The sequence below is a fragment of the Nesterenkonia sp. CL21 genome (genome assembly GCF_031705515.1).
GTDB classification, from domain to species: Bacteria; Actinomycetota; Actinomycetes; order Actinomycetales; family Micrococcaceae; genus Nesterenkonia; species Nesterenkonia aethiopica.
This window is the reverse complement of the sequence record NZ_JAUTWR010000003.1, coordinates 120,488-143,446: the sequence shown is the minus strand read 5'-3', so window position 1 is coordinate 143,446 and position 22,959 is coordinate 120,488. Positions and strand designations below refer to the sequence as shown.

General features: G+C 68.6%; 24 protein-coding genes. 16 read left to right on the top strand and 8 right to left on the bottom strand.

Annotation, left to right across the window (positions count from 1 at the left end; all coding sequences use genetic code 11):
• Nucleotides 1-42: 42 nt before the first annotated feature.
• The 5 genes from clpX (at nucleotide 43) to Q7C18_RS07170 (ending at nucleotide 6,196) form a co-directional block, all read left to right on the top strand.
• Nucleotides 43-1,335: an ATP-dependent Clp protease ATP-binding subunit ClpX gene (gene clpX / locus Q7C18_RS07190; protein ID WP_070160462.1), complete on the top strand. Its 1,293-nt coding sequence runs from the start codon at nucleotides 43-45 to the stop codon at nucleotides 1,333-1,335.
• A 293-nt stretch (nucleotides 1,336-1,628) separates the two neighbouring features.
• A complete protein-coding gene (locus Q7C18_RS07185) occupies nucleotides 1,629-2,999 on the top strand; it encodes an extracellular solute-binding protein (RefSeq protein ID WP_085437088.1) in 1,371 nt (456 codons plus the stop codon).
• Nucleotides 2,996-3,979 (top strand): carbohydrate ABC transporter permease, encoded by a 984-nt coding sequence (locus Q7C18_RS07180; RefSeq protein ID WP_396954345.1) that lies wholly within the window; start codon nucleotides 2,996-2,998, stop codon nucleotides 3,977-3,979. The genes Q7C18_RS07185 and Q7C18_RS07180 overlap by 4 nt, the downstream gene beginning before the upstream one ends.
• Nucleotides 3,979-4,830 carry a carbohydrate ABC transporter permease gene (locus Q7C18_RS07175; protein WP_070160512.1) on the top strand — a complete coding sequence of 284 codons (852 nt, stop codon included), beginning with the start codon at nucleotides 3,979-3,981 and terminating at the stop codon, nucleotides 4,828-4,830. The genes Q7C18_RS07180 and Q7C18_RS07175 overlap by 1 nt, the downstream gene beginning before the upstream one ends.
• 115 nt (nucleotides 4,831-4,945) lie before the next feature.
• Nucleotides 4,946-6,196 carry a sn-glycerol-3-phosphate ABC transporter ATP-binding protein UgpC gene (locus Q7C18_RS07170; protein ID WP_311024782.1) on the top strand — a complete coding sequence of 417 codons (1,251 nt, stop codon included), beginning with the start codon at nucleotides 4,946-4,948 and terminating at the stop codon, nucleotides 6,194-6,196.
• Between the two features lie 88 nt (nucleotides 6,197-6,284).
• Here the strand turns inward: Q7C18_RS07170 and Q7C18_RS07165 are convergent, their stop codons facing one another.
• Both Q7C18_RS07165 and Q7C18_RS07160 read right to left on the bottom strand, forming a co-directional pair.
• Complete coding sequence (locus Q7C18_RS07165) at nucleotides 6,285-7,088, bottom strand: ABC transporter permease (RefSeq protein ID WP_311024781.1); 804 nt, start codon at nucleotides 7,086-7,088, stop codon at nucleotides 6,285-6,287.
• Complete coding sequence (locus Q7C18_RS07160) at nucleotides 7,085-7,840, bottom strand: ABC transporter ATP-binding protein (protein WP_311024780.1); 756 nt, start codon at nucleotides 7,838-7,840, stop codon at nucleotides 7,085-7,087. Before Q7C18_RS07160 ends, Q7C18_RS07165 begins: the two co-directional genes overlap by 4 nt.
• 110 nt (nucleotides 7,841-7,950) lie before the next feature.
• Between Q7C18_RS07160 and Q7C18_RS07155 the strand changes: the two genes are divergently transcribed.
• The 7 genes from Q7C18_RS07155 to Q7C18_RS07125 all read left to right on the top strand — a co-directional run bounded on the left by Q7C18_RS07155 (nucleotide 7,951) and on the right by Q7C18_RS07125 (nucleotide 13,304).
• Nucleotides 7,951-9,129 (top strand): histidine kinase, encoded by a 1,179-nt coding sequence (locus Q7C18_RS07155; RefSeq protein ID WP_311024779.1) that lies wholly within the window; start codon nucleotides 7,951-7,953, stop codon nucleotides 9,127-9,129.
• Complete coding sequence (locus Q7C18_RS07150; protein ID WP_311024778.1) at nucleotides 9,126-9,830, top strand: response regulator transcription factor; 705 nt, start codon at nucleotides 9,126-9,128, stop codon at nucleotides 9,828-9,830. Before Q7C18_RS07155 ends, Q7C18_RS07150 begins: the two co-directional genes overlap by 4 nt.
• 94 nt (nucleotides 9,831-9,924) lie before the next feature.
• Nucleotides 9,925-10,311, top strand: a complete 387-nt coding sequence (gene gcvH / locus Q7C18_RS07145; RefSeq protein ID WP_070160450.1) for a glycine cleavage system protein GcvH — start codon at nucleotides 9,925-9,927, stop codon at nucleotides 10,309-10,311.
• Nucleotides 10,312-10,342: 31 nt separating this feature from the next.
• Nucleotides 10,343-10,780 (top strand): FHA domain-containing protein, encoded by a 438-nt coding sequence (locus Q7C18_RS07140; RefSeq protein ID WP_070160448.1) that lies wholly within the window; start codon nucleotides 10,343-10,345, stop codon nucleotides 10,778-10,780.
• Nucleotides 10,781-10,872: 92 nt separating this feature from the next.
• The gene (locus tag Q7C18_RS07135; protein ID WP_070160446.1) at nucleotides 10,873-11,616 is read left to right on the top strand and encodes a MerR family transcriptional regulator; all 744 of its coding nucleotides are present in this window, start codon (nucleotides 10,873-10,875) and stop codon (nucleotides 11,614-11,616) included.
• 154 nt (nucleotides 11,617-11,770) lie between these two features.
• A complete protein-coding gene (locus Q7C18_RS07130; RefSeq protein WP_070160444.1) occupies nucleotides 11,771-12,370 on the top strand; it encodes a bifunctional nuclease family protein in 600 nt (199 codons plus the stop codon).
• 346 nt (nucleotides 12,371-12,716) lie between these two features.
• Nucleotides 12,717-13,304 (top strand): MerR family transcriptional regulator, encoded by a 588-nt coding sequence (locus Q7C18_RS07125; RefSeq protein ID WP_070160510.1) that lies wholly within the window; start codon nucleotides 12,717-12,719, stop codon nucleotides 13,302-13,304.
• A gap of 96 nt (nucleotides 13,305-13,400) precedes the next feature.
• Here Q7C18_RS07125 and Q7C18_RS07120 read toward each other — a convergent pair whose 3' ends face one another.
• The 4 genes from Q7C18_RS07120 to Q7C18_RS07105 form a co-directional block, all read right to left on the bottom strand.
• Nucleotides 13,401-14,186 (bottom strand): ParA family protein, encoded by a 786-nt coding sequence (locus Q7C18_RS07120; RefSeq protein WP_070160508.1) that lies wholly within the window; start codon nucleotides 14,184-14,186, stop codon nucleotides 13,401-13,403.
• 87 nt (nucleotides 14,187-14,273) lie between these two features.
• Nucleotides 14,274-14,951 carry a GntR family transcriptional regulator gene (locus Q7C18_RS07115; RefSeq protein ID WP_311024777.1) on the bottom strand — a complete coding sequence of 226 codons (678 nt, stop codon included), beginning with the start codon at nucleotides 14,949-14,951 and terminating at the stop codon, nucleotides 14,274-14,276.
• Nucleotides 14,932-15,945, bottom strand: coding sequence for a hydroxymethylglutaryl-CoA lyase (locus tag Q7C18_RS07110; protein WP_311024776.1), 1,014 nt, complete (start codon nucleotides 15,943-15,945; stop codon nucleotides 14,932-14,934). The genes Q7C18_RS07115 and Q7C18_RS07110 overlap by 20 nt, the downstream gene beginning before the upstream one ends.
• The gene (locus Q7C18_RS07105) at nucleotides 15,942-17,195 is read right to left on the bottom strand and encodes a CoA transferase (protein ID WP_311024775.1); all 1,254 of its coding nucleotides are present in this window, start codon (nucleotides 17,193-17,195) and stop codon (nucleotides 15,942-15,944) included. The genes Q7C18_RS07110 and Q7C18_RS07105 overlap by 4 nt, the downstream gene beginning before the upstream one ends.
• 215 nt (nucleotides 17,196-17,410) lie before the next feature.
• Here Q7C18_RS07105 and Q7C18_RS07100 point away from each other — a divergent pair, with 215 nt between their 5' ends.
• The gene (locus Q7C18_RS07100; RefSeq protein ID WP_070160440.1) at nucleotides 17,411-17,644 is read left to right on the top strand and encodes a hypothetical protein; all 234 of its coding nucleotides are present in this window, start codon (nucleotides 17,411-17,413) and stop codon (nucleotides 17,642-17,644) included.
• The gene (locus tag Q7C18_RS07095) at nucleotides 17,637-19,169 is read left to right on the top strand and encodes a sodium:solute symporter family protein (protein WP_311024774.1); all 1,533 of its coding nucleotides are present in this window, start codon (nucleotides 17,637-17,639) and stop codon (nucleotides 19,167-19,169) included. Before Q7C18_RS07100 ends, Q7C18_RS07095 begins: the two co-directional genes overlap by 8 nt.
• Nucleotides 19,170-19,252: 83 nt before the next feature.
• Here Q7C18_RS07095 and Q7C18_RS07090 read toward each other — a convergent pair whose 3' ends face one another.
• A complete protein-coding gene (locus tag Q7C18_RS07090) occupies nucleotides 19,253-19,582 on the bottom strand; it encodes a putative quinol monooxygenase (RefSeq protein ID WP_070160438.1) in 330 nt (109 codons plus the stop codon).
• A 185-nt stretch (nucleotides 19,583-19,767) separates the two neighbouring features.
• On the opposite strand from Q7C18_RS07090, the gene Q7C18_RS07085 reads away from it, so the two are divergent.
• Nucleotides 19,768-21,240 carry a mycothione reductase gene (locus Q7C18_RS07085; protein ID WP_311024773.1) on the top strand — a complete coding sequence of 491 codons (1,473 nt, stop codon included), beginning with the start codon at nucleotides 19,768-19,770 and terminating at the stop codon, nucleotides 21,238-21,240.
• Nucleotides 21,241-21,390: 150 nt separating this feature from the next.
• Nucleotides 21,391-21,993: a DsbA family protein gene (locus tag Q7C18_RS07080; RefSeq protein WP_311024772.1), complete on the top strand. Its 603-nt coding sequence runs from the start codon at nucleotides 21,391-21,393 to the stop codon at nucleotides 21,991-21,993.
• An 81-nt stretch (nucleotides 21,994-22,074) separates the two neighbouring features.
• On the opposite strand, the gene Q7C18_RS07075 is transcribed toward Q7C18_RS07080, so the two are convergent.
• On the bottom strand, nucleotides 22,075-22,842 hold the full coding sequence (locus Q7C18_RS07075; RefSeq protein ID WP_311024771.1) for an SDR family oxidoreductase: 768 nt from the start codon (nucleotides 22,840-22,842) through the stop codon (nucleotides 22,075-22,077).
• Nucleotides 22,843-22,959: the final 117 nt, after the last annotated feature.

Here is a 22,959-nt window from a genome sequence, read left to right as displayed (position 1 = left end):
CCCGGGACGACCGGACCCGATGATCTGAGGGGATTGCGAGGCATGGCACGAATCGGAGAGAGCGCCGATCTGCTCAAGTGCTCCTTCTGCGGGAAGAGTCAGAAGCAGGTGCGGTACAAGCTCATCGCAGGCCCCGGAGTGTACATCTGCGACGAGTGCATCGAGCTCTGCAACGAGATCATCGAGGAGTACCTCAACGAGGTTCAGGAGCCTGATGACTTCGAGCTCCCCACTCCCCGGGAGATCCACGACTTCCTCGACGAGTATGTCATCGGTCAGGACAAGGCCAAGCGGCTCCTGGCGGTGGCGGTGCACAACCATTACAAGCGCATTCAGGCGCTCGGCACGGCGAAGAAGACCGCCTCGCTCGAGAAGGGGCCCCTCGACGACGTCGAGATCGGGAAGTCCAACATCCTGCTGGTCGGGCCCACCGGATCGGGCAAGACCTACCTCGCACAGTCGCTGGCCCGGAAGCTGCAGGTGCCGTTCGTCGTCGCCGACGCCACCTCGCTGACCGAGGCCGGCTACGTGGGCGAGGACGTGGAGAACATCCTGCTCAAGCTGATCCAGGCCGCCGACGGGGACATCAAGAAGGCCGAGCAGGGCATCATCTACATCGACGAGATCGACAAGATCTCGCGGAAGTCTGAGAACCCCTCGATCACCCGCGACGTCTCCGGAGAAGGTGTCCAGCAGGCGCTGCTGAAGATCCTCGAGGGCACAGTGGCCTCCGTCCCCCCGCAGGGCGGGAGGAAGCACCCGCAGCAGGAGTTCATGCAGATCGACACCTCCAACGTGCTGTTCATCGTGGCCGGCGCCTTCGCCGGGCTGGAGGAGATCATCGGCTCGCGCGCGGGTCGGAAGGGCATCGGTTTCGGCGCGCCGCTGAACACGATCAGCCGGGATGACATCACCTACGCCGACGTCGAACCCGAGGATCTGCACAAGTTCGGCCTCATCCCTGAGTTCATCGGACGCCTACCTGTGGTCGCCACGGTCGAGGACCTCGACCAGGAGGCCCTGATCCGCATCCTCACCGAGCCGCGCAATGCGCTGCTGAAGCAGTATCAGAAGATCTTCGCCCTCGACGGCATCGACCTGGAGTTCGAACAGGGCGCGCTGACCGCCGTCGTGGAGCAGGCCGAAGCCCGGGGGACCGGGGCCCGCGGACTGCGGTCGATCCTGGAGGCGGTGCTGAATCCTGTGATGTTCGACCTGCCGAGTCGTGACGATGTCGCGCAGGTGACCGTCACCGAGGAGGTCGTCCGAGAGGGTGCCGAGCCTGTGCTGCTCACTCATGCCGAGGTCAAGAAGCTGCGCAGGAAGTCTGCCTGACCGAAGCCGTCGCAGGCGGGCCACAGCGCCCCCACCTCAGGAATCCCCCACCTCAGGAATCCCCCGCCGGACCGTTCCGGCGGGGGATTCCTGCATCCGCGGCCCGTCCCCCTCGAGCCGCCCAGGACCGTCTGCCGCGTGAGCCGTGCTTGAGGCAGGTATGTCACCCCTCTGATCAGGGATTCTCGGGGTATATAGTGAGGGCACTCACAGAACGATCGCCGGGGGGGGCGCACCTGTTCCTGACCCTTTCCTCGGCGATGCCACCCCGACCTGAGAGAGGTGGACGGTCCATGCCCGATTCATCGATTCCCGGAGGCCCTGCGAGGGTCGCGGGCGGTCCGCGGAGGAGGAGATCCGCGACGTCGGCCCGCCGCTCGCGATCACGCCCGGCCCGCGCGGCGGCCGCGATCCTCGCCGGAGGGCTTCTCCTCTCCGCCTGCGGTGACGGAGACGCCACCCCTGTCCTGACCTGGTACATCAACCCCGATGACGGCGGCCAGCAGGTGATCGCGGAAAGGTGCACCGACCAGTCAGACGGCGCCTACCGGATCCAGACCTCGCTGCTGCCCAATGATGCCCCGTCCCAGCGTGAGCAGCTCGCCCGACGCCTCGCGGCAGGGGACACCTCGCTGGACATCATGAGCCTCGACCCGCCGTTCATCCCCGAGCTCGCAGAGCCCGGATTCCTTGCCCCGGTGCCCGAGGACGTCGCAGAACGCACCACTGCCGACACGTTGGACGGCGCGCTGGCCGGCGCGATGTGGGGCGACGAACTGGTCACTATCCCGTTCTGGGCGAACACCCAGCTCCTCTGGTACCGCGAATCCGTGGTGGAGGAGGCCGGGCTCGACATGGACGAGCCGGTCACCTGGGAACAGATCATGGACGTCGCCGAGGAGCAGGACAAGCACCTCGCCGTCCAGGGCATCCGTGCCGAGTCGATGACGGTATGGCTCAACGCCCTGATCGAGTCCCAGGGCGAGTCGATCATCACCGACCCGACCGCACCGGCCGACGAGCTGGAGACCGCATTGGACTCCGACGCGGGTCGAGCGGCGGCCGAGGTGCTGCATCGCATCGGTGCAGAAGGGCTCGGCGGCCCCGGCATCGCGTCGATGGACGAGGGCCAGTCGATGCTGCTCTTCCAGCGGGACGCCGGCTCCTTCATGGTCAACTGGCCGTTCGTCTGGGCGGCCACCAACGCGGCCGCCGAGGACGGGACGGTCGATGCGGAGCTGCCCGACGACATCGGGTGGGCGCAGTATCCGCGTATGGATGCCGACACCCCGTCGGCACCTCCGCTGGGCGGGATCAACCTCGGGGTGGGGTCCCAGTCCGAGCACCCCGAGCTGGCCTATGAGGCGATCGAATGCATCGTCGCCCCCGAGAACCAGACCGAGTACTTCGTCACCAACGGGAACCCGCCCTCTTCGGAGGCGGCCTTCGACGACCCTCAGGTCGAAGAGGACTTCCCGATGGCCGACGACATCCGCGAGGCCCTGGACAATGCCGCTCCGCGACCTCAGACGCCCTATTACAACGAGATCTCGACCACGATCCAGCTGAACTACACCCCGCTGAGCGGTGTCGACCCCGAGCGGACCCCCGCCGAGGCCGACACCACCGTGGGTGAGGTGCTGAGAGGGGAGCGTCTCCTGTGACCACCACCGCTGACGACAGCCGCCGAGCCCGGCGGGAGGCTGCGGTGCAGCACCGCGCCGCGAAGTCCGATCGGGCCAAGGCGGAGGCGCGCCTCGGCTGGCTGCTGGCCGGACCCGCCTTCGTCATCATGCTCGCCGTGACCGCCTACCCGATCGGTCAGGCGGTCTTCGACTCGCTCTTCTCCTTCCGGCTCACCGCCCCGGACGAGCGACACTTCGTGTTCCTGTCCAACTACGCCACGATCTTCACCGACGGCGTCTTCTGGCGCGCCCTGCTGGTCACGGTGCTCATCACGGTGGTCACCGTGGCCGTCGAACTGGTGCTCGGCTTCGCGTTGGCCCTGGTGATGCACCGGGCCCTGAAGCGCCTGCGGGGCATGCTCCGGACCGCGATCCTGGTGCCCTACGGCATCATCACCGTGGTCTCGGCCTTCGCCTGGTACTACATGTTCGACATCAACTCCGGGTTCGTGAACAGTTGGTTCGGCTTCGTGCCGGGCATCGGGGGAGACCTCGACTGGTTTGCGAACTTCGGCACCGCGATCACCGTGATCATGGCCTCGGAGATCTGGAAGACCACCCCGTTCATCGCGCTGCTGCTGCTGGCCGGACTGGCTCAGGTCCCGGATGAGCTCCTGGAGGCCGCCCGGGTGGACGGGGCCACCTGGTGGCAGCAGATGTCCCGGGTGACGATTCCCAACATGAAGGCCGCCATCATGGTGGCGGTGCTCTTCCGTGCACTGGACGCGTTCCGGATCTTCGACAACGTGTTCATCATGACCGGAGGCGATGCGGGCACCGAGGTGCTCTCGCTGTTGGCCTACCGGACGTCGATCGGACGGTTGGAGATCGGGCTCGGCTCGGCCATCTCGGTGGTGCTGTTCCTGTGCGTGCTGCTGATCTGCTTCGTCGCGATCAAGTTCTTCAAAGTCGATCTCGCCAGCGGCACGGACGCCGGCGGCAAGGGAGGGAAGAAGTGATGGCTGCTTCCGGAACGCTCACCGGCCGCCAGCGCCTGGCCTGGACCGTGCTGACTGTCGTGGTGCTGGGCTACGCACTGTTCCCCGTCGCCGCGATCCTGGCGACGAGCTTCAAGACGCCCGGAGACCTCGGCAACAACACGTTCCTCCCGACGGTGTGGACGTGGCAGAACTACGAGATGATCTTCTTCGGCAACGCGCAGGAGCTGTTTCTGACGGCGCTGCGGAACTCCATCGGCATCACGCTGATCGCCACGTTCGTCGCCGTGGTGCTCGCTACATTGTGCGCCTATGCGATCGCCCGGCTGGACTTCCCCGGCAAGAAGGTCATCCTGGCCTCGGCCCTGGCGGTCTCGATCTTCCCGGTGATCTCTGTGGTCACACCGCTGTTCAACGTGTGGCGCGTCATCGGGCTCTACGACACGTGGCTCGGCCTGATCATCCCCTACCTGTCGCTGACCCTGCCGATCTCCATCTGGACGCTGGCCGCGTTCTTCCGGCAGATCCCGTGGGAGCTGGAGCAGGCGGCGCAGGTGGACGGCGCCACCCAGTGGCAGGCTTTCCGTCGGGCGATCGTCCCGCTGGCGATGCCCGGGGTGTTCACCACCGCGATCATCGCCTTCTTCATCGCGTGGAACGACTTCGTCTACGGGATCTCGCTGACCTCCACCGAGGCGGCACGCCCCGTCCCGGCGGCGCTGGCGTTCTTCACCGGAGCCTCCCAGTTCGAGGAGCCCACCGGTGCGATCTCCGCGGCGGCGATCGTGGTGACCATCCCCGTGGTGGTCCTCGTGCTGCTGTTCCAGCGTCAGATCGTCTCCGGCCTGACGCAGGGGGCGGTGAAGGGATGACCGTACCCGCACCGACCGGCGTCGCCGGCTCACTCAGCATCCCGCAGGGCGGGAGTCCCAGACCTGAAGACCCGGACGCTGCGCGCAGCGTCGAGACCGTGGAGGAGACGTCAGCATGGCATCCATCACCCTGAAGAACATCGTGAAGAAGTACGACGACGGCTTCCCCGCCGTCAACGACGTCTCGATCGACATCGAGGACGGCGAGTTCGTCATTCTGGTCGGTCCGTCCGGCTGCGGAAAGTCCACGTTGCTGCGGATGATCGTGGGCCTGGAGGACATCACCTCCGGCGATCTGCTGATCGACGGGGAGAGGGTCAACGAGAAGGCTCCCCGGGACCGCAACCTGGCGATGGTCTTCCAGAACTATGCTCTGTACCCGCATCTGACCGTCTATGAGAACATCGCCTTCCCGATGCGGCTGACGAAGGGGAAGTTCTCCGACCAGGAGGTGGACGACCGAGTCCGGCAGGCGGCACACATGCTGGAGCTCACGGATCATCTCGAACGGAAGCCGGCGAACCTCTCCGGCGGTCAGCGGCAGCGGGTGGCGATGGGTCGCGCGATCGTCCGGCACGCCAATGCGTTCCTCTTCGACGAGCCGTTGTCCAACCTGGACGCCAAGCTGCGCGGCCAAATGCGTGCAGAGATCTCGCAGCTGCAGCGCAGCCTCAACACCACCAGCGTCTACGTCACCCACGACCAGACGGAGGCCATGACCCTCGGCGACCGGGTGGCCGTGCTGAAGAAGGGGGTCCTGCAGCAGATCGCCTCCCCGCGGGAGCTCTATGAGCAGCCGGCCAACCTCTTCGTGGCCGGCTTCATCGGGGCCCCGTCCATGAACTTCCTCCCCGGCACGGTGGAGGGAGACGTCCTGCAGACACCGTTGGGGGAGATCCAGCTGCCCGAGGGGACGGCCGACGCGGGGCGGGGCAAGGAGATCGTGCTGGCCGGCATCCGGCCGGACTTCTTCGAGGATGCCGCCACGCTCACGGAGACGCAGCTCGCCAAGGGCACGACGTTCGAGGCGACGCTCACCCACACCGAGTGGCTCGGCAACGAGCAGTACGTGTACGTCTCCTATGAGAACGACCCCCGGGTGGCCGAGGTCCTCCAGACGCTGGCTGAGGAGATGGACGCCGACGAGCTGCGCACCCAGTTGGTGGTCTCTGTGGATGCCACGTCCCGGCTGCGCGGTGGAGACGCCGCCACGCTGTGGGTGGACTCCCGGAGGATCCATCTGTTCGATCCGGCGACCGGGGAGAACCTCACCCGGGACGCCGAGGCCGGCGCTGAGCTGACCCGGATGGCAAGGGAGGACCGCCAGCGCGACGCCGAGCGGGCCGCCCCCCAGCGGGAGTCCTGAGGGCACCGCACTCGTGAGGCGGGCGCCTCACCCCTGACCAGGGGTGAGGCGCCCGCCTCGCTCTGGTGTCCCAGGAGGGGCGTGGGGCTCATTCCCAGCGGAACAGCAGCGCCGCCGCGCCGCCGCCCACGGCGGTCCACAGTGCCAACGCCACCCAGATCTGGCCGTCCACGGTCTGCCCCAGCCAGGCCTGCTGCAGGCCCTCGACGGCGGCGCCGAAGGGCAGCCACACTCCGATGCTCTGCAGGGTCTCCGGCAGGTTCTGCATCCCACCGAAGAGACCGCCGAGGGCGGCCAGCCCGAAGAAGGCGATCAGCCCGAGCGCGAGGGAGGCGTTCGGAGTGGGCGAGACGGCCGCGACCAGCATGCCGATGGCGTACAGCGAGGCGATCGCGGCGCCCATCACCGCCAGCGCCACGACTACGTCTGTGGGCAGGCTCGCGTCGAAGAGGACGCTGGCCACGGTGAAGGCGAGGACGATGCCCACCACGATTTGCACCACGCTCACCACGGCCTGGGCGACCAGGACCATCGCCGGTGACGCGGGGGTGACGGCAAGACGCCGCAGGATGTGCGTCTTGCGATAGGTGGCCAGGAAGCTGGGCATGTTGACCACCGCGACCGAGGCGACCACCATCAGCAGCATCAGCGGCAGCACATAGACGTCGAGGACGGACAGCTCATCCGTCAGGGCCTCGTCACCGAACGCCAGCGCCTGCATCACCAGGATCAGCACCGGCATGCCCAGGGGCAGGATCAGTCCTGCGGTGTCCCGGACGACCATCTTCGCCTCGGCGACGGTCATCCGCCACCAGGCGCGGGGGCCCGGACTGTGGGGTCGGACGGCGGCCAGCTCCTCCTGGAGCTCCCGCTGCGGGTGGGTGCTGCTCATGAGGTCTCCTCCTCGTCGTCGGTGTCGAACGCCCGGCCGGTCAGCGCCACGAAGGCGTCCTCCAGTGTCGAGGCGCCGGCCTGGCGCCTCAGGTCCTCCGGGGTTCCCTGCGCGATGACCCGCCCGCCGTCGATCAGTGCGACTCGGTCGCAGAGTCTCTCGACCTCATCCATCGCGTGGCTCACCAGGATCACGGTCTGCCGCCGCAGCTCCTCCAAGGCCGACCAGACGCGGCGGCGGGCGCTCGGGTCCAGACCGGTGGTCAGTTCGTCGAGGATGACGACCTCCGGGCGGCCCACCAGCGCCAGAGCGATGGAGAGTCTCTGCTGCTGGCCCCCGGAGAGCTTGGAGAAGCGGGTGCGTGCCTTGCTCCGCAGCTCGACCATCTCGAGCACCTCCCCGGTGCCCAGCGGGTCCGGATAGAAGCTGCGATAGAGGTCCACCAGCTCTTCGCAGGTGAGGGCGTCATGCAGGGACGCCTCCTGCAGCTGGACGCCCAGGACCCGTCGCACCTTGGTGCGGTCGCGCCAGGGGTCGAGCCCCAGGATGCGGACCTGTCCGGACGTGGGACGGCGCAGTCCGGCGATCATCTCGACCGTGGAGGTCTTGCCCGCTCCGTTGGCGCCCAGGATCCCGAAGGTCTCCCCGGCACGGATGCTCAGGCTGATGTCGTCGACGGCGTTGGTCGTGGTTCTGCGGTATCGCTTGGTCAGATGCTCGGCATCCACCGCGAGCGTCGGTGTGTTCGTCATGTCTCCAGCCTCGCCCGGGGCGCGACGGCGCGGCAGTGCCGGCGGTCATGGAGTCGGACATGACTTTCGGCACTGGAGAGGGATCAGCCCCGACGCGCTAGTCTCGCCCTATGGGCCCCCACCAGAGACGGACGTCGGCGTCGCATCAGCGGCGCGCAGAATTCAGCGCCGGTGCGGCGATCCTCGCGCTGTGCCTCGGGGTCGGGGTGGTGGTCCTGCTGACCGGCATGCGTCCCTACATCCCGGTCCTCGCCTGGTCCGCTCTGCTGGTCGCATGCCTCGTCGGCGTGTTCTTCGCCGCCGCTCCGGTGACGGACCGCAGGATCCAGCTGGCCAGCTACGCGCTCGCCGTGCTGAGCTCGTGGGCCCTGCTGCTCACGCTGCCCGGTCAGGGCATGCTGGTGGTCATCCTCGTGGTGGTCGCCGCGGTGGGCACCTATGTGGTGCCGATGGCCGCCGTCGTGGGTGTCGTCGCTCTGAACACCGTGGTGATCGCGGTGCATGCCTGGGCCCATGGGGCGGGCGTGGTGGACTACGTGGCCACACCGATCTTCTACCTGTTCATCCACCTGGCGGCGGTGCTGTCCACCTGGAGCCTGCAGCAGGAGGCCCGCATGCGGGCCGCCCTGGAGCAGAAGACGGTGGAGCTCACGGCCGCCTCGGTGCTGCTGGAGGATTCCGCGAAGACCGCCGAGAGGCTGCGCATCTCGCGGGACCTGCATGACCTGCTCGGGCATCAGCTGACGGTGCTGAACCTCGAGCTGGAGGCGGCGCGCCATCGCAGCGCCGATTCTGCGGCGGAACACGTCGAGCGGGCGAGCGGGCTCGCCAAGAAGCTGCTGGGGGACGTCCGCAGCACGGTCGGAGAGATGCGCGCCGCCGACCACTGTGACCTCGCGGAGGCGCTCCAGCGTGTGGCTGCGGCGGTGCCCAGCCTCGACATCTGGATCCGGGTGGAGACCGACGTCGAGGTCGATGAGCAGCAGCAGGACGTTCTGGTGCGGGCGGCCCAGGAGATCATGACCAACACCATCAAGCATTCGGAGGCCTGGACGCTGCGTCTGGACGTCGCGCGCCAGGAGGACAGGATCGTCCTCACCGGGGTCAACGACGGCACCACTCCTTCCAGCGTCACGCCGGGGCACGGGCTGACGGGCCTGCGTGAGCGCGTCGAGCTGCTCGGCGGAACGCTGACCGTCACCCCCCGACGCCGGTTCACCGTCCAGGTGGACCTTCCGGCGCACGGACGACGCGCCGGATCGACGCTCGAGGAGGCGGACAGAGCATGAGCACCGAACCGTCGGGGACCCCCGAACTCGGCCACGGGGAGGACCCTCGCGTCGTCGTGGTCGACGACCAGACCCTGGTGCGCCAAGGCGTCCGCACCCTGTTGGAGCTGGGACGGACCACAGTGGTCGGTGAGGCCGGAGACGGAGCCGAGGCCCTCGACGTCGTCGCGCGCACCCGCCCGGACGTGGTCCTGCTGGACCTGCGCATGCCTCGCCACGACGGCCTGTGGTTCCTGGAGCAGCTGGAGGCCGGTGCCTTGGGGGAGCTGGGCTCCGAGCTGCCGGTGCTGGTGCTGACCACCTTCGACGACGACGCCCTCGTCCTGGAGGCCCTGCGGCACGGCGCCCGCGGCTACCTGCTCAAGGACGTGACGGTCGAACAGCTCGCCCGGGCGGTGCGCACCTTGGCCGAGGGCGGCACCCTCATCGCCCCCTCCATCACCGACCGACTCCTGCGCGCGATCCGCTCCGGCCCTCCTCCGGTCGGCGCCGCCGACGTCGGGGTGGAGGAGCTCACGTCGCGTGAGCTCGAAGTCCTTCGCCTGGTGGCCGAAGGGTATCCAAACCGGCAGATCGCGGAGCTGGTCCACCTGGCCGAGGGCACGGTGAAGAACCACATCTCCGTCATCCTGCAGAAGCTCGGGGCCCGGGACCGCACCAATGCGGTGCTGCGCGCGCTCCACGAGGGGATCCTCGGCTGACCTGGCCCGGAACAGGTGCTAAGTTGTCCATGGATCGTCCGTCCCGCCGCACCAGCGGTGCACGGATCCTGCCCGATGACGAGCGGAGTTGAACATGAGCACCATCCCGGCCGAGCTGAAGTACAGCGCGGAGCATGAGTGGGTCGCCACCACGGACACCGACGGCGTGGTCCGCGTGGGGATCACCGACTTCGCCCAGGACGCCCTGGGCGACGTCGTCTATGTCGAGCACCCTGAGACCGGCAGCACGGTGGCCGCCGGTGACGTGGTCGGAGAGGTCGAGTCGACCAAGTCCGTCTCGGACATCTACGCCCCGGTGGCGGGCGAGATCGTGGCCGTAAACGAGGCCCTGGAGGCCGATCCGGGCTCGGTCAACTCCGACCCCTACGGCGCCGGCTGGCTCTTCGAGGTCAAGCTCTCCGCCGCGGACGCGCTGGACGGCCTGCTGTCTGCCGAAGACTATGAAAGCCAGGTAGGCTGAGACGACATCGTCGAAGGGAAGGGAGGCCGCCGTGTCCACGACTTCTGGCGCACCGGATGAGCGAGAGAACATCGCTGAGACCACGAGCATCTCGTTGCCGCCTGCCGAGGCGCGTGCCGCACAGCCGCGTCTGACCGACGACGACAGGGAGGCCATCGCGGCGCTCCCGCAGGGGTCCGCGCTGCTGGTGGCCCACTCCGGCGCCAATCAGGGGGCCCGGTTCCTTCTGGACAAGGACGTGACCACCGTGGGCCGTCACCCTGAGGCGGAGATCTTCCTGGACGACGTCACGGTGTCTCGTCGGCATCTGACCTTCCGTCGGATCGCCGGCGGGTTCGAGCTGGAGGACCTCGGCAGCCTCAACGGCACCTACGTCAACCATGACCGCGTGGACCACTACACGCTCAAGGCGGGGGACGAGGTGCAGATCGGCAAATTCCGGCTCACCTACTACGCAGGAAGCAAATGAGCCGCGTTTACTGCTGAGCACGTTATCCTGAGGCTGTTCTCCTCTACCTTCCCCCTGAGCCTGAAAGAGGATGCGCCGTGAGTGTCTCGCCCATGAGGAAGCCGAAGGCGTCCGCTGAGGACGTCGACCCGGCGACCACGCATGTCTTCACGATCTCCGAGGTCCTGCGGGAGCTCCAGAACGAGTTTCCGGACCTGACGGCGTCGAAGCTGCGGTTCCTCGAGGAGCGCGACCTGGTGGAGCCGGCACGCACCCCGTCCGGGTACCGGAAGTACTGCGCCGCCGACGTCGAACGCCTCCGCTTCATCCTGGCGTTGCAGCGGGACCGCTACATGCCGTTGGACGTCATCAAGAAGACGATGGACGCTCTGGACGCGGGGGAGCAGCCCGAGGAGCTTCCCGAGGCGGCCCCTGTGGGTCCCCGCGAGGTCACCACGGAGATGGCCGCGCAGATCACCGGCCGGATCCGCCCGTTGACCCGCAAGGAGCTGCGGGCGCAGTCGGGGGCGACGCGCGGCATGCTCGACACGCTCGAGAAGTTCCGGATCATCCGGGCGGACGCGGACGGCAACTACAGCCACCATGACCTCAAGGCGGTCCGCGCTGTGCGGGTCCTGGCGCGCTACGGGCTCGAACCCAAGCACCTGGTCAACATCCGCCGCTCGGCAGACAACGAGCTGGACCTGATCGGTCGGGCGATGGCCCCCTACGCGGCCCGCAAGGACGCCGCCGCGCGGGCCCGGGTGGCCGAGTCCTCCAAGGAGATGCTGCAGTCTCTGAAGGACCTCCGAGCCTCGATGATGGATTCGGCGGTCGAGTCGTTGGACCGGAACTGAGCCGTACCGCTGTCGACGCGCTCTGACGTGCGGGCAGGTCTGGACAACTGCTCCCCGGGGCGGTGACCATGGAAGTGCACGGTCGTCGTGCGCGTCCGCGCGTGCACCGCAGTCGAGGCGACCGGCGCACCGGAGGTGGGGAGGTCGCAGTCCGATGACACAGCGGCAGATCCGTCTGAACGTGGTGGGCGTGCGCATCGAGGTGCCCTCACATCAGCCTGTGGTGATGCTCCGCGGCGCAGAGCCGGGGATGGAGGATCTCCACGTGGCCATCATGGTCGGCACCTCGGAAGCCACTGCCATCTCGATGGGCATGGACGGGCAGACGCCCCCGCGGCCCATGACCCATGACCTGCTGGTGGATGCGCTGACCGGCCTGGCCGACGGCGTCGAGTCGATCGAGATCGGACTCCTGGACAGCTCCACCTACTTCGGCACCATCCGGCTGCGTCGCGGCCAGGTGCTCGATTCCCGCGCATCCGATGCGATCGCCGTGGCGGTCCGCACTGCGGCGCGGATCACCATGGCCGAGTCCACTCTCCGGGCTGTGGCCGTCACGCCGCGGTACCGGACCGCCGACGGCGGGGACTCCGGTTCCTCCGGCCCGGGTCAGCGGCCCGCCGCACCCCCGGGCGCCAGTCCCGAGGCGGCCGATGTGGCGGGGCGGGGACCGATCTCCGCAGACGAGATCAAAGAGTTCCAGAAGTTCCTCGACGGCGCGGAGCCGGAGGACTTCGGCAAGTCCACCTCCTGAGCGGGAAGCTGGTCGACAGCTGTGGGCGCGCGCCTTCGGAGGGGAGTAGAGTGTGGGCGTCGTCCCGGGGTGTCGTCATCGTCGGGGTTCTGTGCCCCGGCGTCGCATCGGGCGACACGCCGCCACGGTCGGAGCGGATGTCTTTGACCCCCGGCTGCTGCCGTTCTACCGTCGAGGAAGAAGGTTTCCGCATGCGTCGTCCTGACTCGCTCGGTCCGCACCGTGAGGTGTCGGCCGAGGGCGACGAACTTCCCCCGGCGGGACCGCACCGAGGAGGGTATACGTGAGTCTTGATTCTCGCAGCGATGCGCAGCAGGGGCCGGGCCGAGTTCCGCAGCATCCTGTCCTGCAGCAGCGGCTGTTCGACGACGGCCTGCCGGACCTGGATGAGGAGATGGGCTACCGCGGCCCTGTGGCCTGCGCGGCGGCCGGGATCACGTATCGGCAGTTGGACTACTGGGCGCGCACCAAGCTCGTGCAGCCGTCCCTGCGCAATGCCTCCGGCTCCGGTTCGGCCCGCCTGTACTCCTTCCGGGACATCCTGGTCCTCAAGGTCGTCAAGCGGCTGCTGGACACCGGGGTCTCCCTCCAGCAGATCCGGACCGCCATCGAGCACCTGCGGGAGCGCGGAGTCGAGGACCTCGCGCAGATCACGCTGATGTCCGACGGCGCGTCGGTCTACGAGTGCACCTCGGCCGATGAGGTCATCGACCTGGTCCAGGGCGGCCAGGGCGTCTTCGGGATCGCCGTGGGGAGAGTGTGGCGCGAGGTCGAAGGGTCGCTGGCCGAGCTGCCCCGGGAGCGGACCGACGCCGAGGATGAGGCGGCGGCTCCGGCGACCGGAGACCATGCGGTCCAGCAGGAGCTGTCCGCCTTCAGCCAGCAGGATGAGCTGGCGAAGATGCGCGCTCGGCGACGCTCGCAGGCCTCCTGAGCAGAGACTCCCGGACATGAGGAAGGGGCCCGATCCGCGGATCGGGCCCCTTCCTCATGTCCGGGAGAGGTGTCGCGGCGCAGGACGCCGAGACGCTCAGAGGAGCTGGTCGAGGAGCTGGTCGAAGGACTTCGCCAGATCGCGAGCCTGGTCGCCCGGCCACTGGTGGACCGGGTAGGCGGCGCCCTGGATCTGCTGCCAGAAGGCGTTCTCCTCCAGCACAGGCAGCATGAGCTTCTCCTGGTAGAGGCGCTCCATCTCCAGGAGCCGGTACTCGTGCTCCGTGGAGTCGGCGCGGGCTCTGTTGACCACCACACCGGCTGACTTCAGCTGGGGGGCGTACTCGTTGGAGAACAGCCGGATGGCTCGCATGGTGCGTTCGGTCCCGGCGACGGAGAACAGGCTGGGCTCGGCGACGAGGAGCACCTGGTTCGAGGCGGCCCAGGCGATGCGCGTCAGTCCGGCCAGTGACGGGGGACAGTCGACGAGTACGAGATCATAGCCCTCCAGGCCTGTCAGGAGGGTCCGGAGGCGTCGCATGTCCCGCGGACGGATGTCCGGGCGGTCGAACGTGGCCGACAGCGCGGAGCCGACGATGACGTCGAGAGTCGCGTCGGCGCGCTGGTCCTCCGGCAGCAGGTCGATCCAGCCGGAGCGCACCACATGCTCGGAGACCCGCGTCCTGCGGGCGTCCTTGAGCAGCTGACCCGCTTCCGTGCCGGCGCCGCGGGAGACCGCGAGCCCGGTGGTCGAGTCAGCGTGGGGGTCAAGGTCGATGACCAGCGTCCTGACCCCCTGCTGGAGGGCGGCAGACGCCAACCCCATGGTGACCGAGGTCTTGCCGACCCCGCCTTTCAAGCTGGACACGCTCATGATCTGCACGCGTCCCATCATAGGGACTCCCCGGTGCTTTGTGGTGGCGACTCCCGGGGGCGGCCGGGTGTGACACCCGCACGACTGCCGACGAGGTCATCCGAGCGCCGGCGGAGTCCCGGCCGGGTCGCCGGATCTCTCCTCCTCCGCAGCGGCCCGGGCGGCCCGGTGGCCCTGCAGTCCGCTGAGGATGTGGGCGGTCATGATGGCCTCCGCCCACTCGGCGTCTCCGGCCTCCGCGGCCAGGATGAGCTCGTCGTGATGCATCAGGGACCGGGCCAGCGCCTCCGACGAGTAGGCCGCGAAGACATGGGCCACCAGCAGCGGCGTCACCAGGTGTCGCGCGGAGGCGGCAAGGGCCCGGTTGCCCGCCGCGTCCAGGAAGATCCGGTGGAACGCGTTGTTCAGCCGGGAGAGCTCCGGGCGACGGGAGGGGTCGTGGGCCAGCGTGTGCATGCGAGCGCTGATGATCTTCAGCTGCTCCAGGTGTCCACGCTCCAGCCGCGGGACGGCGTCGGCCACGACGGCGGGCTCCACCCGTGCCCGGGCGCGGTAGATCTGCTCGATGTCGGAGAAGCTGTGCTCTCGGATCCGGGCGCCGCGGTGCGGAACCAGCTCGACCACACTCAGCGCGGCCAACTCACGCAGCGCATCGCGCACCGGTGTGCGGGACACGCCCAGACGTTCAGCCAGAACTCCCTCCCGCAGCCACTGGCCGCCGCTGTACTCGCCGGAGGCGATCAGTCCCAGGAGGTCATCGGCCAGCGTCGCCATCAGCCCTCCCCGGGTGGGTGTCGGGCCACGTGGCGGCGGCCAGGTCGTCGCGGCTGCCGCCGCGTGCGACGAAGGAGGTGACGGGGAATCCGGTCAGGTCGGTGACCTCGGCGGCGAGTCGGCGGTGCTTCTCGAAGTCGATGCCGGTCTCGATGCCCAGCCCGCCCAGCAGATGCAGGAGGTCCTCGGTGGCCATGTTGCCCAGCACCGTGGGATCCCCCGGGAACCACATGTCGCCCCCGAGCCCGGAGAACGAGGCCTCGAGCCAGTCGGCGCCGGCCGTGAGCGCCGCCAGCGCGTTGGCGGGGGCGAAGCCGTTGCGATTGTGCAGGTGGACTCCGCAGCTCAGCTCCGGGAATCGTCGGCGGACCTCGGCCACTCCGTCATGGACCTCGGCGGGATGCTCCTGCCCGGTGGTGGTCGCCAGATAGACGGCGTCCGCCCCGGCTTCCAGGGCGCCCTCGACGACGGCGATCCGCTCGGCGGAGGGGACCGTGCCGCGGCTGGGGGCGAAGAAGGCACAGGCGACGGCGACGATGAGCCGCTGACCGGCGTCGGCGGCGAGGCGCCCGATCTCGCGCGTCTCGGTGAGCAGCTCCGAGGTGGACCTGTTCTGGTTCTTCAGTGCCATGCCGTCGTCTGCCGGAACCACCACGGCCACCTCGTCGAGATCGCAGTCGGCGGCGCGCCGCATGCCCCGCAGATTCGGGACGAGCCCCCGATAGGTGACACCGTCGACGCGCGGGACGCGGCGCAGCAGCTCCTCGGCGTCGGCGAGCTGCGGGAGGATCTTCGGGTGGGCGAACGACGCCACCTCGATCTCTGTGACGCCCGCATCGATGAGTCGGTGGACGATCTCCACCTTGGCCCCCAGGGGCAGCGGCCGCTCCACGGCCTGGAGCCCGTCGCGCAGACCGACCTCCACCACGCGGGCGCGCGCAGGAAGCTTCCAGACGTCGGAGAGAGAGGGCACGGGACGGCTGTCGCTGTTCATCGCACGACCCCCTGGTCGCGGAGGCCCTGACGGGACGAGGCGTCGCGCCCGAGCTCGGCGAGGATCTCGTCAGTGTGGGCCCCCAGTGCCGGACCGGGCCAGCGGATGCCGCCGTCGGTGCGGCTGAGCCGGGGGAAGGTGTTCTGCATCGGGACCTCGCCCAGCACCGGGTGGGGCACTGCGGTGATCGACTCGCGGGCGGCGTAGTGCGGATCGGTGAGCATCTCCTGAGGCCGGAAGATCCTGCCCACCGGCACCTCGTGCTCCTCCAGGAGGGATTCGAGGGCCGCGGAGTCGAGGGTGGAGGAGAACTCGGCGATCAGCTGGTCGAGCTCCTCCTGGTGCTCGCCGCGCCCGTGGTGGTCGGCGAAGCGCGCGTCGTCGGCCAGGGCAGGGTCTCCCATGGCCCGCGCCAGGCGGCGAAACACGGTGTCCTGGTTCGCCGCGATGATCACCCAGAGCCCGTCTCGGGTGGGGTAGACGTTGCTGGGGGCGATCTTCGGCAGGATCGAGCCGCTGCGCTCCCGCTGCACCCCACCCAGGGCCCAGTCCGGCACCAGGGACTCCATCACCGCCAGCACGGACTCATAGATCGAGGAGTCGACGATCTGTCCTCGGCCGCTGCGGTGGCGCTCGTGCAGGGCGGACAGGGCGCCGAGTGCCGCGAATGTGGCGGCCAGCGTGTCGCCGATCGAGATCCCGACGCGGGACGGCGGCGTCGACGGGTCACCGACGACGTGGCGCAGGCCGCCCATCGCCTCGCCGATCGACCCGTAGCCCGGCCGGGAGGAGTACGGACCGGTCTGTCCGAAGCCGGAGACCCGGACCACGATCAGACCGGGGTTCTCCCGCATCAGCTCCGCGGGGGAGAGGCCCCAGCGTTCCAGGGAGCCCGGGCGGAAGTTCTCCACGAGGACGTCGCTGCCGCCGATGAGCTCCCGAGCGATCCGCTGGCCCTCCTGTCGGCGGAGATCGAGAGCGAGGGACCGCTTGTTGCGTCCCAGCACCGCCCACCACAGCGACTCTCCCCGAGGGTGCGCGCGCCCCCACTGGCGGAGCGGGTCTCCGGTGGTGGGCTCCTCGATCTTGATGACATCGGCACCCATGTCGCCCAGGAGCTGGCCGCAGAAGGGGCCGGCGATGAGCTGCCCCATCTCGACCACGCGGAGGCCGGCCAGGGGCCCTGAGCCTGTGCTCGCGGTGGACGTGAGGGCCTGGGCCGGCGGAGTCGGCTGGATCGGCTGGGTCATCGGGGTCGGTCTCTCCTGTGCGCGGATCGGATGCCTGACTCAGGCGGCCGGTGTTAGCTCTGTCACAGAAGACAGTATACGATCTTGGCTGTGCTCATATCTGTCGCCATCACCCCTGGTGGCAGATCGGCTCGTCAGAGCCGATCGTGAACCCCGCAGAACCCGCGGAGAACCCTGGCGCTGCCGCGCTGTATACAACTCTTCGAAGGACTGACATGAAGGAACCCATCCGCAGGCCGTGGATCTGGGTGGTGCTGGCCGCGCTCGTCCTCTTCAACGCCCCCTGGTACCTGCCAGAGGGAAGCATCGCCCCGTACTGGTTCGGGATCCCCTACTGGGTGGTCGTCGTGCTGGTGCTCTCGGCAGGACTGAGCGCCTTTCTCACCTGGGTGTGCCTGACGCAGTGGCACATCGTCGAGGACGAGGAGGAGGCCGACACCCATGGATGACGAGACCATGGACACTCAACTGGCCTTCGCCGGTGCCGACGCCATCATCATCCTGTGCCTCTACGCGGCCGCGATGATCACCGTCGGGTGGATGTGCGGCCGGGGGAAGGGACTCGGCAAGAGCGTGAGCGAGTACTACCTCGCCGGCCGCAACCTCGGCTTCATCACCTTGTTCTTCACGCTCTATGCCACTCAGTACAGCGGGAACACCGTGGTGGGATACGCGCCCCAGGCGTTCCGCGAGGGCTTCTCCTGGCTGCAGTCGATCCCGTTCTTCACCGTGATCATCGGCGTCTACCTGCTGTTCGCGCCGCGGCTCTACGCCGTCGGACGATCACGCGGCTTCGTGACGCCCACGGACTGGATCAGCCAACGTTTCCAGTCCCGAGCCGTCACGGCGCTGGCGATCGTGCTGATGCTGTGGGGTCTGGCCAACTATCTGCTCGAGCAGCTGGTGGCGATCGGCCATGCGGTCTCGGGCCTCACCGGCGGAGCCATACCGTATGGATGGGCGGTGATCGCGTTCATCGTGGTCATGCTCGTCTATGAATGGCTCGGCGGCATGCGGGCGGTGGCCATCACGGACGCGATGCAGGGCATCATCCTGATGGTCGGCATCGTCATCATGCTCATCGGTGCGCTGGCGCTCACCGGCGGCGGCATCGGAGACCTGACCGCCTCCATCGCGGAGAGCCAGCCGGAGAAGATCGGCGTCCCGGACACCCTGACCTCGATCAATTGGCTGTCCATGCTCGTGATCGTGGGCTTCGGCGCGGCGATGTACCCGCACGCCATCCAACGCATCTACTCCTCACGCTCGGAGCGGATCCTCAAACGCTCGTTGGCCCGGATGACGTGGATGCCCTTCATCACCTCGGGGCTGGTCTTCGTGGTCGGCATCATCTGCATCGACCTGTATCCCGGGCTGGACGTCTCCGCCTCGGAGCAGCTGGTCGGACTCCTCGCCAACGACGTCGCCTCGCTCAACCCGTTCTTCTACTGGACGATGGTGATCCTCTTCGGCGCGGTGGTCGGCGCGATCGTCTCCACGGCGGACTCGGTGCTGCTGAGCTTCTCCTCCATGGTGTCCCATGACATCTACGGCAAGCTGGTGCGTCCCTCGGCCTCGGACGGGCAGAAGGTGCTGGTGGGAAAGGTCACCGGCATCGTGCTGATCGCACTGCTGCTGTGGATCGCCTGGAATCCGCCGGGGACGCTGTACCAGATCTTCGTGCTCAAATTCGAGATCCTCGTCCAGGTGGCGCCGGCCTTCGTCCTCGGGCTCTACTGGCGCAGGCTCTCGGCCTCGGCGGTGTTCTTCGGCATGCTCGCCGGCGCCGCGGTGGCCGCAGCCATGACGCTCAGCGGCAACTCGACGTTCCTGGGTGTGCACGGCGGCACCTACGGGCTGCTGCTGAACTTCGTCGTCTGCGTGGTCGGTTCCTGGTTGGTGCCGCCGAGCGCCGCCAGGCAGCGGGCCACCGACGAGCTCACCGGCTCGGGGCTGCCCGCCGTCCGCGTCTGAGGGGAGCGGGCACGACGAGGGGCCCCGGCGGGGAAGCCTCCAAGCATCCCAGCCAGGGCCCCTCGTCAGAGCCGATTGCGTCGTCAGCCGACCTGCATCTCGCCCATCTCGTCCCATCCGTCGCCGTCGATCTGGCGCGAGATGATCTTCGGGGTGGACACCAGCGCCTGGTGCATGGGCCCGCCTTCTGCGATGGCCCGGAGGAAGTGGTCGCTGGTGACGTGCGCCTCCGCGGCGTCGTCGTCGAAGGCCTCGACGAGCACGTACTCGTTCGGGTCCTCCACACTGCGGGACCAGTCGAACCACTTGTTGCCGGGCTCGGCGCGGGTCGCCTCGGTGAACTCTCGGGTGATCTCGGGCCACTGGTCGGCCAGCTCGGGCTTGACCTGGAACTTCACGACGATGAAGATCATGGATCTCTCCTTCGGGTCGGGCGGGTGGTGCGGACGCCGGGAGGACCGGACGTCTCCGTGCTCCAGTATGGTCTCTGCCTCCCGGCTCCGGCGTCAGGGGAGCCCCTGCGGAGGCGGACGTCACAACCCTGTCCGTTGAGCCTGCGCTCCGGATCAGCTCCCCGTCACGGCCATAGGATGGACTCATGACCGACTCCGCACCGGGCGCTCCGCTCACCCCTGACCTGGCCATCATCGGATCCGGCTCCGGCAACTCGCTCATCACGCCGCACTGGGACGGCCGCCCGGTGGTGCTGGCCGACCGCGGTGTCGGCAGCACGGACGCCTTCGGCGGGACGTGTCTGAACGTGGGCTGCATCCCCACCAAGATGTTCGTGCGCCCCGCCGCTTTGGCCCACAGCACCGAGGAGGCCGGCCGGCTCGGCGTGGACCTCCATCTCCGGGGTGCGGACTGGCCACAGATCCGGGACCGGATCTTCGCCCGTGTGGACGCCATCTCGCGGGCTGGGCGGCACTACCGCGCTGAGGAGCTGGACCACGTCACCCTGCTGGAGCAGCAGGTTCGCCTGACGGGCCCTCGTTCCTTCCTCGCCGAGGACGGCACCGAGGTCCGCGCCGAGCAGCTGGTGCTGGCCGCCGGATCCAGGCCGGTCCTCCCGGAGGTTCCCGGCGTCGACCTGCCTCAGGTCCACACCTCGGACTCGGTGATGCGCCTGGAGAGTCTGCCCTCCCGCGTGCTGATCGTCGGTGGGGGATACATCGCCTGCGAGTTCGCCGGGATCTTCTCCGGTTTCGGCAGCGAGGTCATCCAGGTCAACCGCAGCGTCGGTCTGATGTCCGCCCTGGACCCTGACCTGGCCAGCGCGTATTCGGCCGAGGCGGAGAAGAGCTGGACCGTGCTCTATGAGCGCACCCTGGGCGCGGTCGTCGCCCGCGATCCCGAGGGACGGGGCGAGCCGGCGGGGGCGACGGCCCAGCTGCTCACCGTCGACGGACGGCAGGAGGAGTACGACGTCGACATCGTCCTCATCGCGATCGGGCGTCGCCCCAACAGTGATCTGCTCGGCGCTGAGGAGGCGGGGCTGGACCTCCACGACGACGGGCGGATCGTCGTCGACGCCTGGCAGCGTGTGCTCGCCGGCGGGGAGCCCGTCGAGGGGCTCTACGCCCTGGGAGACCTCAGCTCGGCGGCTCAGCTCAAACATGTGGCCAACCACGAGGCCCGGGTCGTGGCCCATAATCTGGAGAACCCGCACGACCTGCGGCCCTCGCGTCAGCACGCGGTCCCGGCCGCCGTCTTCTCCCACCCCGAACTGGCCCAGGTGGGGCTCACCGAGCCGCAGGCGGTCGAGCAGATCGGCGCCGAGCACGTCACGGTGAAGATCCAGCACTACGGCGACACCGCCTACGGATGGGCCATGGAGGACAGCACCGGCATCGTCAAGGTCATCGCCGACCGTCGTGACGGGACGCTGCTCGGCGGCCACGCCATGGGCTATCAGGCCTCCAACCTTCTGCAGCCGGTCATCCAGGCGATGAGCTTCGGACAGGACGCCCACAGCGCGGCCAGAGGGCAGTACTGGATCCACCCGGCGCTGATGGAGGTCACGGAGAACGCGCTGCTGGGACTCGACGTCCCGCCCAGCCGGCATCTCTGAGCGGCTGGGCAGGGTGACGGCGTCGCCGGCTCTCCCTTGCCGCCGTGGGGAAGGAATGACCTGGACCACCCAGCAGTTGGGGATGGGTGGAAGCGAGCCGCCGACGGATGAAGCCGTCGCCGGTGACATCCCGTCAGAGAGGAGCCGAGCATGGCTGAGCGCGTAGATTTCTGGTTCGACCCCCTGTGTCCCTTCGCCTGGGTCACCTCCCGGTGGATCCGTGAGGTCGAACAGGTCCGTGACGTCGAGGTCACCTGGAACGTCATGAGCCTGGGAGTGCTGAACGAGGACAAGAACCCTTCGCCGGCCGAGGATGAGGAGCAGCTGGCCCGCTGGATCCCCTCACGGGCTGCGACGGCCGTGCAGCTGGCCCACGGGCAGGAGGAGGTCGGTCGCTTCTACACCGCGGTCGGCACCGAGATCCATGACAACGACAACAAGGACTTCGCGGAGGCGACCGCCAAGGCGCTGCGGGAGCTGGGCCTTGACGAGGCGCTCCTGGAGCAGGCGAAGACCGACGTCAACGACGAGCAGATGCGGGCCTCGCATGAGAAGGGCATCTCCCTGGTGGGCCAGGACGTCGGCACGCCGATCGTGGCCTTCCAGGGCACGGCGTTCTTCGGCCCGGTGATCACCCGGATTCCCCGGGGGGAAGAGGCTGGGACGCTGTTCGACGCCTCGGTGACGCTGGCCGGCTTCCCCTGGTTCTTCGAGCTCAAGCGCAGCCGCACCGAGCGTCCGGTGTTCGACTGACGCCGTCGCCGGCCCGGCTGTGCGGCATGACCTGACGGGCCCTGCCGCGCAGCCGGCGCGGCGGTCTGCCGCGGGAGGGCGTCAGCCCTTGCGGATGAGCTTGTGCTGGGCGGCCTGGGCCACCGGCCGGACCACGATCTGGTCCAGGTTGATGTGGTGGGGCAGGTTCACCGCGTGGGCGATGACCTCCGCGACGTCCTCTGCCGTCAGGGGCTTCTCGACGCCGCGGTAGACCGCCTCGGCCGCCGCGGCGTCGCCGCGCAGCCTCTTGGCGGCGAACTCTTCGGTGTGCACGAGACCGGGAAGGACTTCGATCACGCGGATGTTGTGCTCGGCCTCCTCCAGACGCAGAGCGCCGGTGAGCGCATGCTGGCCGAACTTCGCGGCGTTGTATCCACCGCCGCCCTCATAGGCGGTGATCCCCGCCGTCGATGTCAGGTTGAGCACGGTGCCCTCGCCGTGGGCGCGCAGCATCGGCAGGAACGCCTGGACCATGGTGAGGGTGCCGATCACGTTGGTCCGGTACATCCAGTCCCAGTCCTCCACCCGGCCGTCGCCGACCTTCTCGACGCCCAGAGCGCCGCCGGCATTGTTGATCAGCGTGTCGATGCCGCCCTCGGCGGTGACCTGGGCCAGGGCCTGCTGGACCTGCTCGGCGTCGGTGACGTCGCAGACGATCGGGATGATGCCTTCCTGCTCGGCGAGGTGCTCGAGCTTCTCCGCGCGTCGGGCGAGGGCGTAGACCTGCCAGCCGTCGGTGGTGAGGCGGTGCGCGGTGGCCGCACCGATGCCGGACGAGGCACCGGTGACGAGAGCTCTGCGGGGCTGTGCGGACTGCGTCTGAATCATGGGTCCAGCCTAGTGAGACACGCGTCAGGTCACCACGGTCCGCCCGCATGCTGAGATGGCCGATCTCGACGGCGACCCGGACGGCGACCTCGACGGGGCTCTCCGCACGCGGTGTCC

Excerpts from the sequence above, each read along its gene's own strand:
- Q7C18_RS07185 (WP_085437088.1), top strand. The coding sequence starts at position 1,629 with ATGCCCGATTCATCGATTCCCGGAGGCCCTGCGAGGGTCGCGGGCGGT.
- Q7C18_RS07160 (WP_311024780.1), bottom strand. The coding sequence starts at position 7,840 with ATGACGAACACACCGACGCTCGCGGTGGATGCCGAGCATCTGACCAAG.
- Q7C18_RS07085 (WP_311024773.1), top strand. The coding sequence starts at position 19,768 with ATGACCGACTCCGCACCGGGCGCTCCGCTCACCCCTGACCTGGCCATC.
- gcvH (WP_070160450.1), top strand. The coding sequence starts at position 9,925 with ATGAGCACCATCCCGGCCGAGCTGAAGTACAGCGCGGAGCATGAGTGG.
- Q7C18_RS07075 (WP_311024771.1), bottom strand. The coding sequence starts at position 22,842 with ATGATTCAGACGCAGTCCGCACAGCCCCGCAGAGCTCTCGTCACCGGT.
- Q7C18_RS07105 (WP_311024775.1), bottom strand. The coding sequence starts at position 17,195 with ATGACCCAGCCGATCCAGCCGACTCCGCCGGCCCAGGCCCTCACGTCC.
- Q7C18_RS07170 (WP_311024782.1), top strand. The coding sequence starts at position 4,946 with ATGGCATCCATCACCCTGAAGAACATCGTGAAGAAGTACGACGACGGC.
- Q7C18_RS07100 (WP_070160440.1), top strand. The coding sequence starts at position 17,411 with ATGAAGGAACCCATCCGCAGGCCGTGGATCTGGGTGGTGCTGGCCGCG.
- Q7C18_RS07130 (WP_070160444.1), top strand. The coding sequence starts at position 11,771 with ATGACACAGCGGCAGATCCGTCTGAACGTGGTGGGCGTGCGCATCGAG.
- Q7C18_RS07175 (WP_070160512.1), top strand. The coding sequence starts at position 3,979 with ATGGCTGCTTCCGGAACGCTCACCGGCCGCCAGCGCCTGGCCTGGACC.
- Q7C18_RS07150 (WP_311024778.1), top strand. The coding sequence starts at position 9,126 with ATGAGCACCGAACCGTCGGGGACCCCCGAACTCGGCCACGGGGAGGAC.
- clpX (WP_070160462.1), top strand. The coding sequence starts at position 43 with ATGGCACGAATCGGAGAGAGCGCCGATCTGCTCAAGTGCTCCTTCTGC.
- Q7C18_RS07165 (WP_311024781.1), bottom strand. The coding sequence starts at position 7,088 with ATGAGCAGCACCCACCCGCAGCGGGAGCTCCAGGAGGAGCTGGCCGCC.
- Q7C18_RS07155 (WP_311024779.1), top strand. The coding sequence starts at position 7,951 with ATGGGCCCCCACCAGAGACGGACGTCGGCGTCGCATCAGCGGCGCGCA.
- Q7C18_RS07080 (WP_311024772.1), top strand. The coding sequence starts at position 21,391 with ATGGCTGAGCGCGTAGATTTCTGGTTCGACCCCCTGTGTCCCTTCGCC.
- Q7C18_RS07095 (WP_311024774.1), top strand. The coding sequence starts at position 17,637 with ATGGATGACGAGACCATGGACACTCAACTGGCCTTCGCCGGTGCCGAC.
- Q7C18_RS07115 (WP_311024777.1), bottom strand. The coding sequence starts at position 14,951 with ATGGCGACGCTGGCCGATGACCTCCTGGGACTGATCGCCTCCGGCGAG.
- Q7C18_RS07090 (WP_070160438.1), bottom strand. The coding sequence starts at position 19,582 with ATGATCTTCATCGTCGTGAAGTTCCAGGTCAAGCCCGAGCTGGCCGAC.
- Q7C18_RS07110 (WP_311024776.1), bottom strand. The coding sequence starts at position 15,945 with ATGAACAGCGACAGCCGTCCCGTGCCCTCTCTCTCCGACGTCTGGAAG.
- Q7C18_RS07135 (WP_070160446.1), top strand. The coding sequence starts at position 10,873 with ATGAGGAAGCCGAAGGCGTCCGCTGAGGACGTCGACCCGGCGACCACG.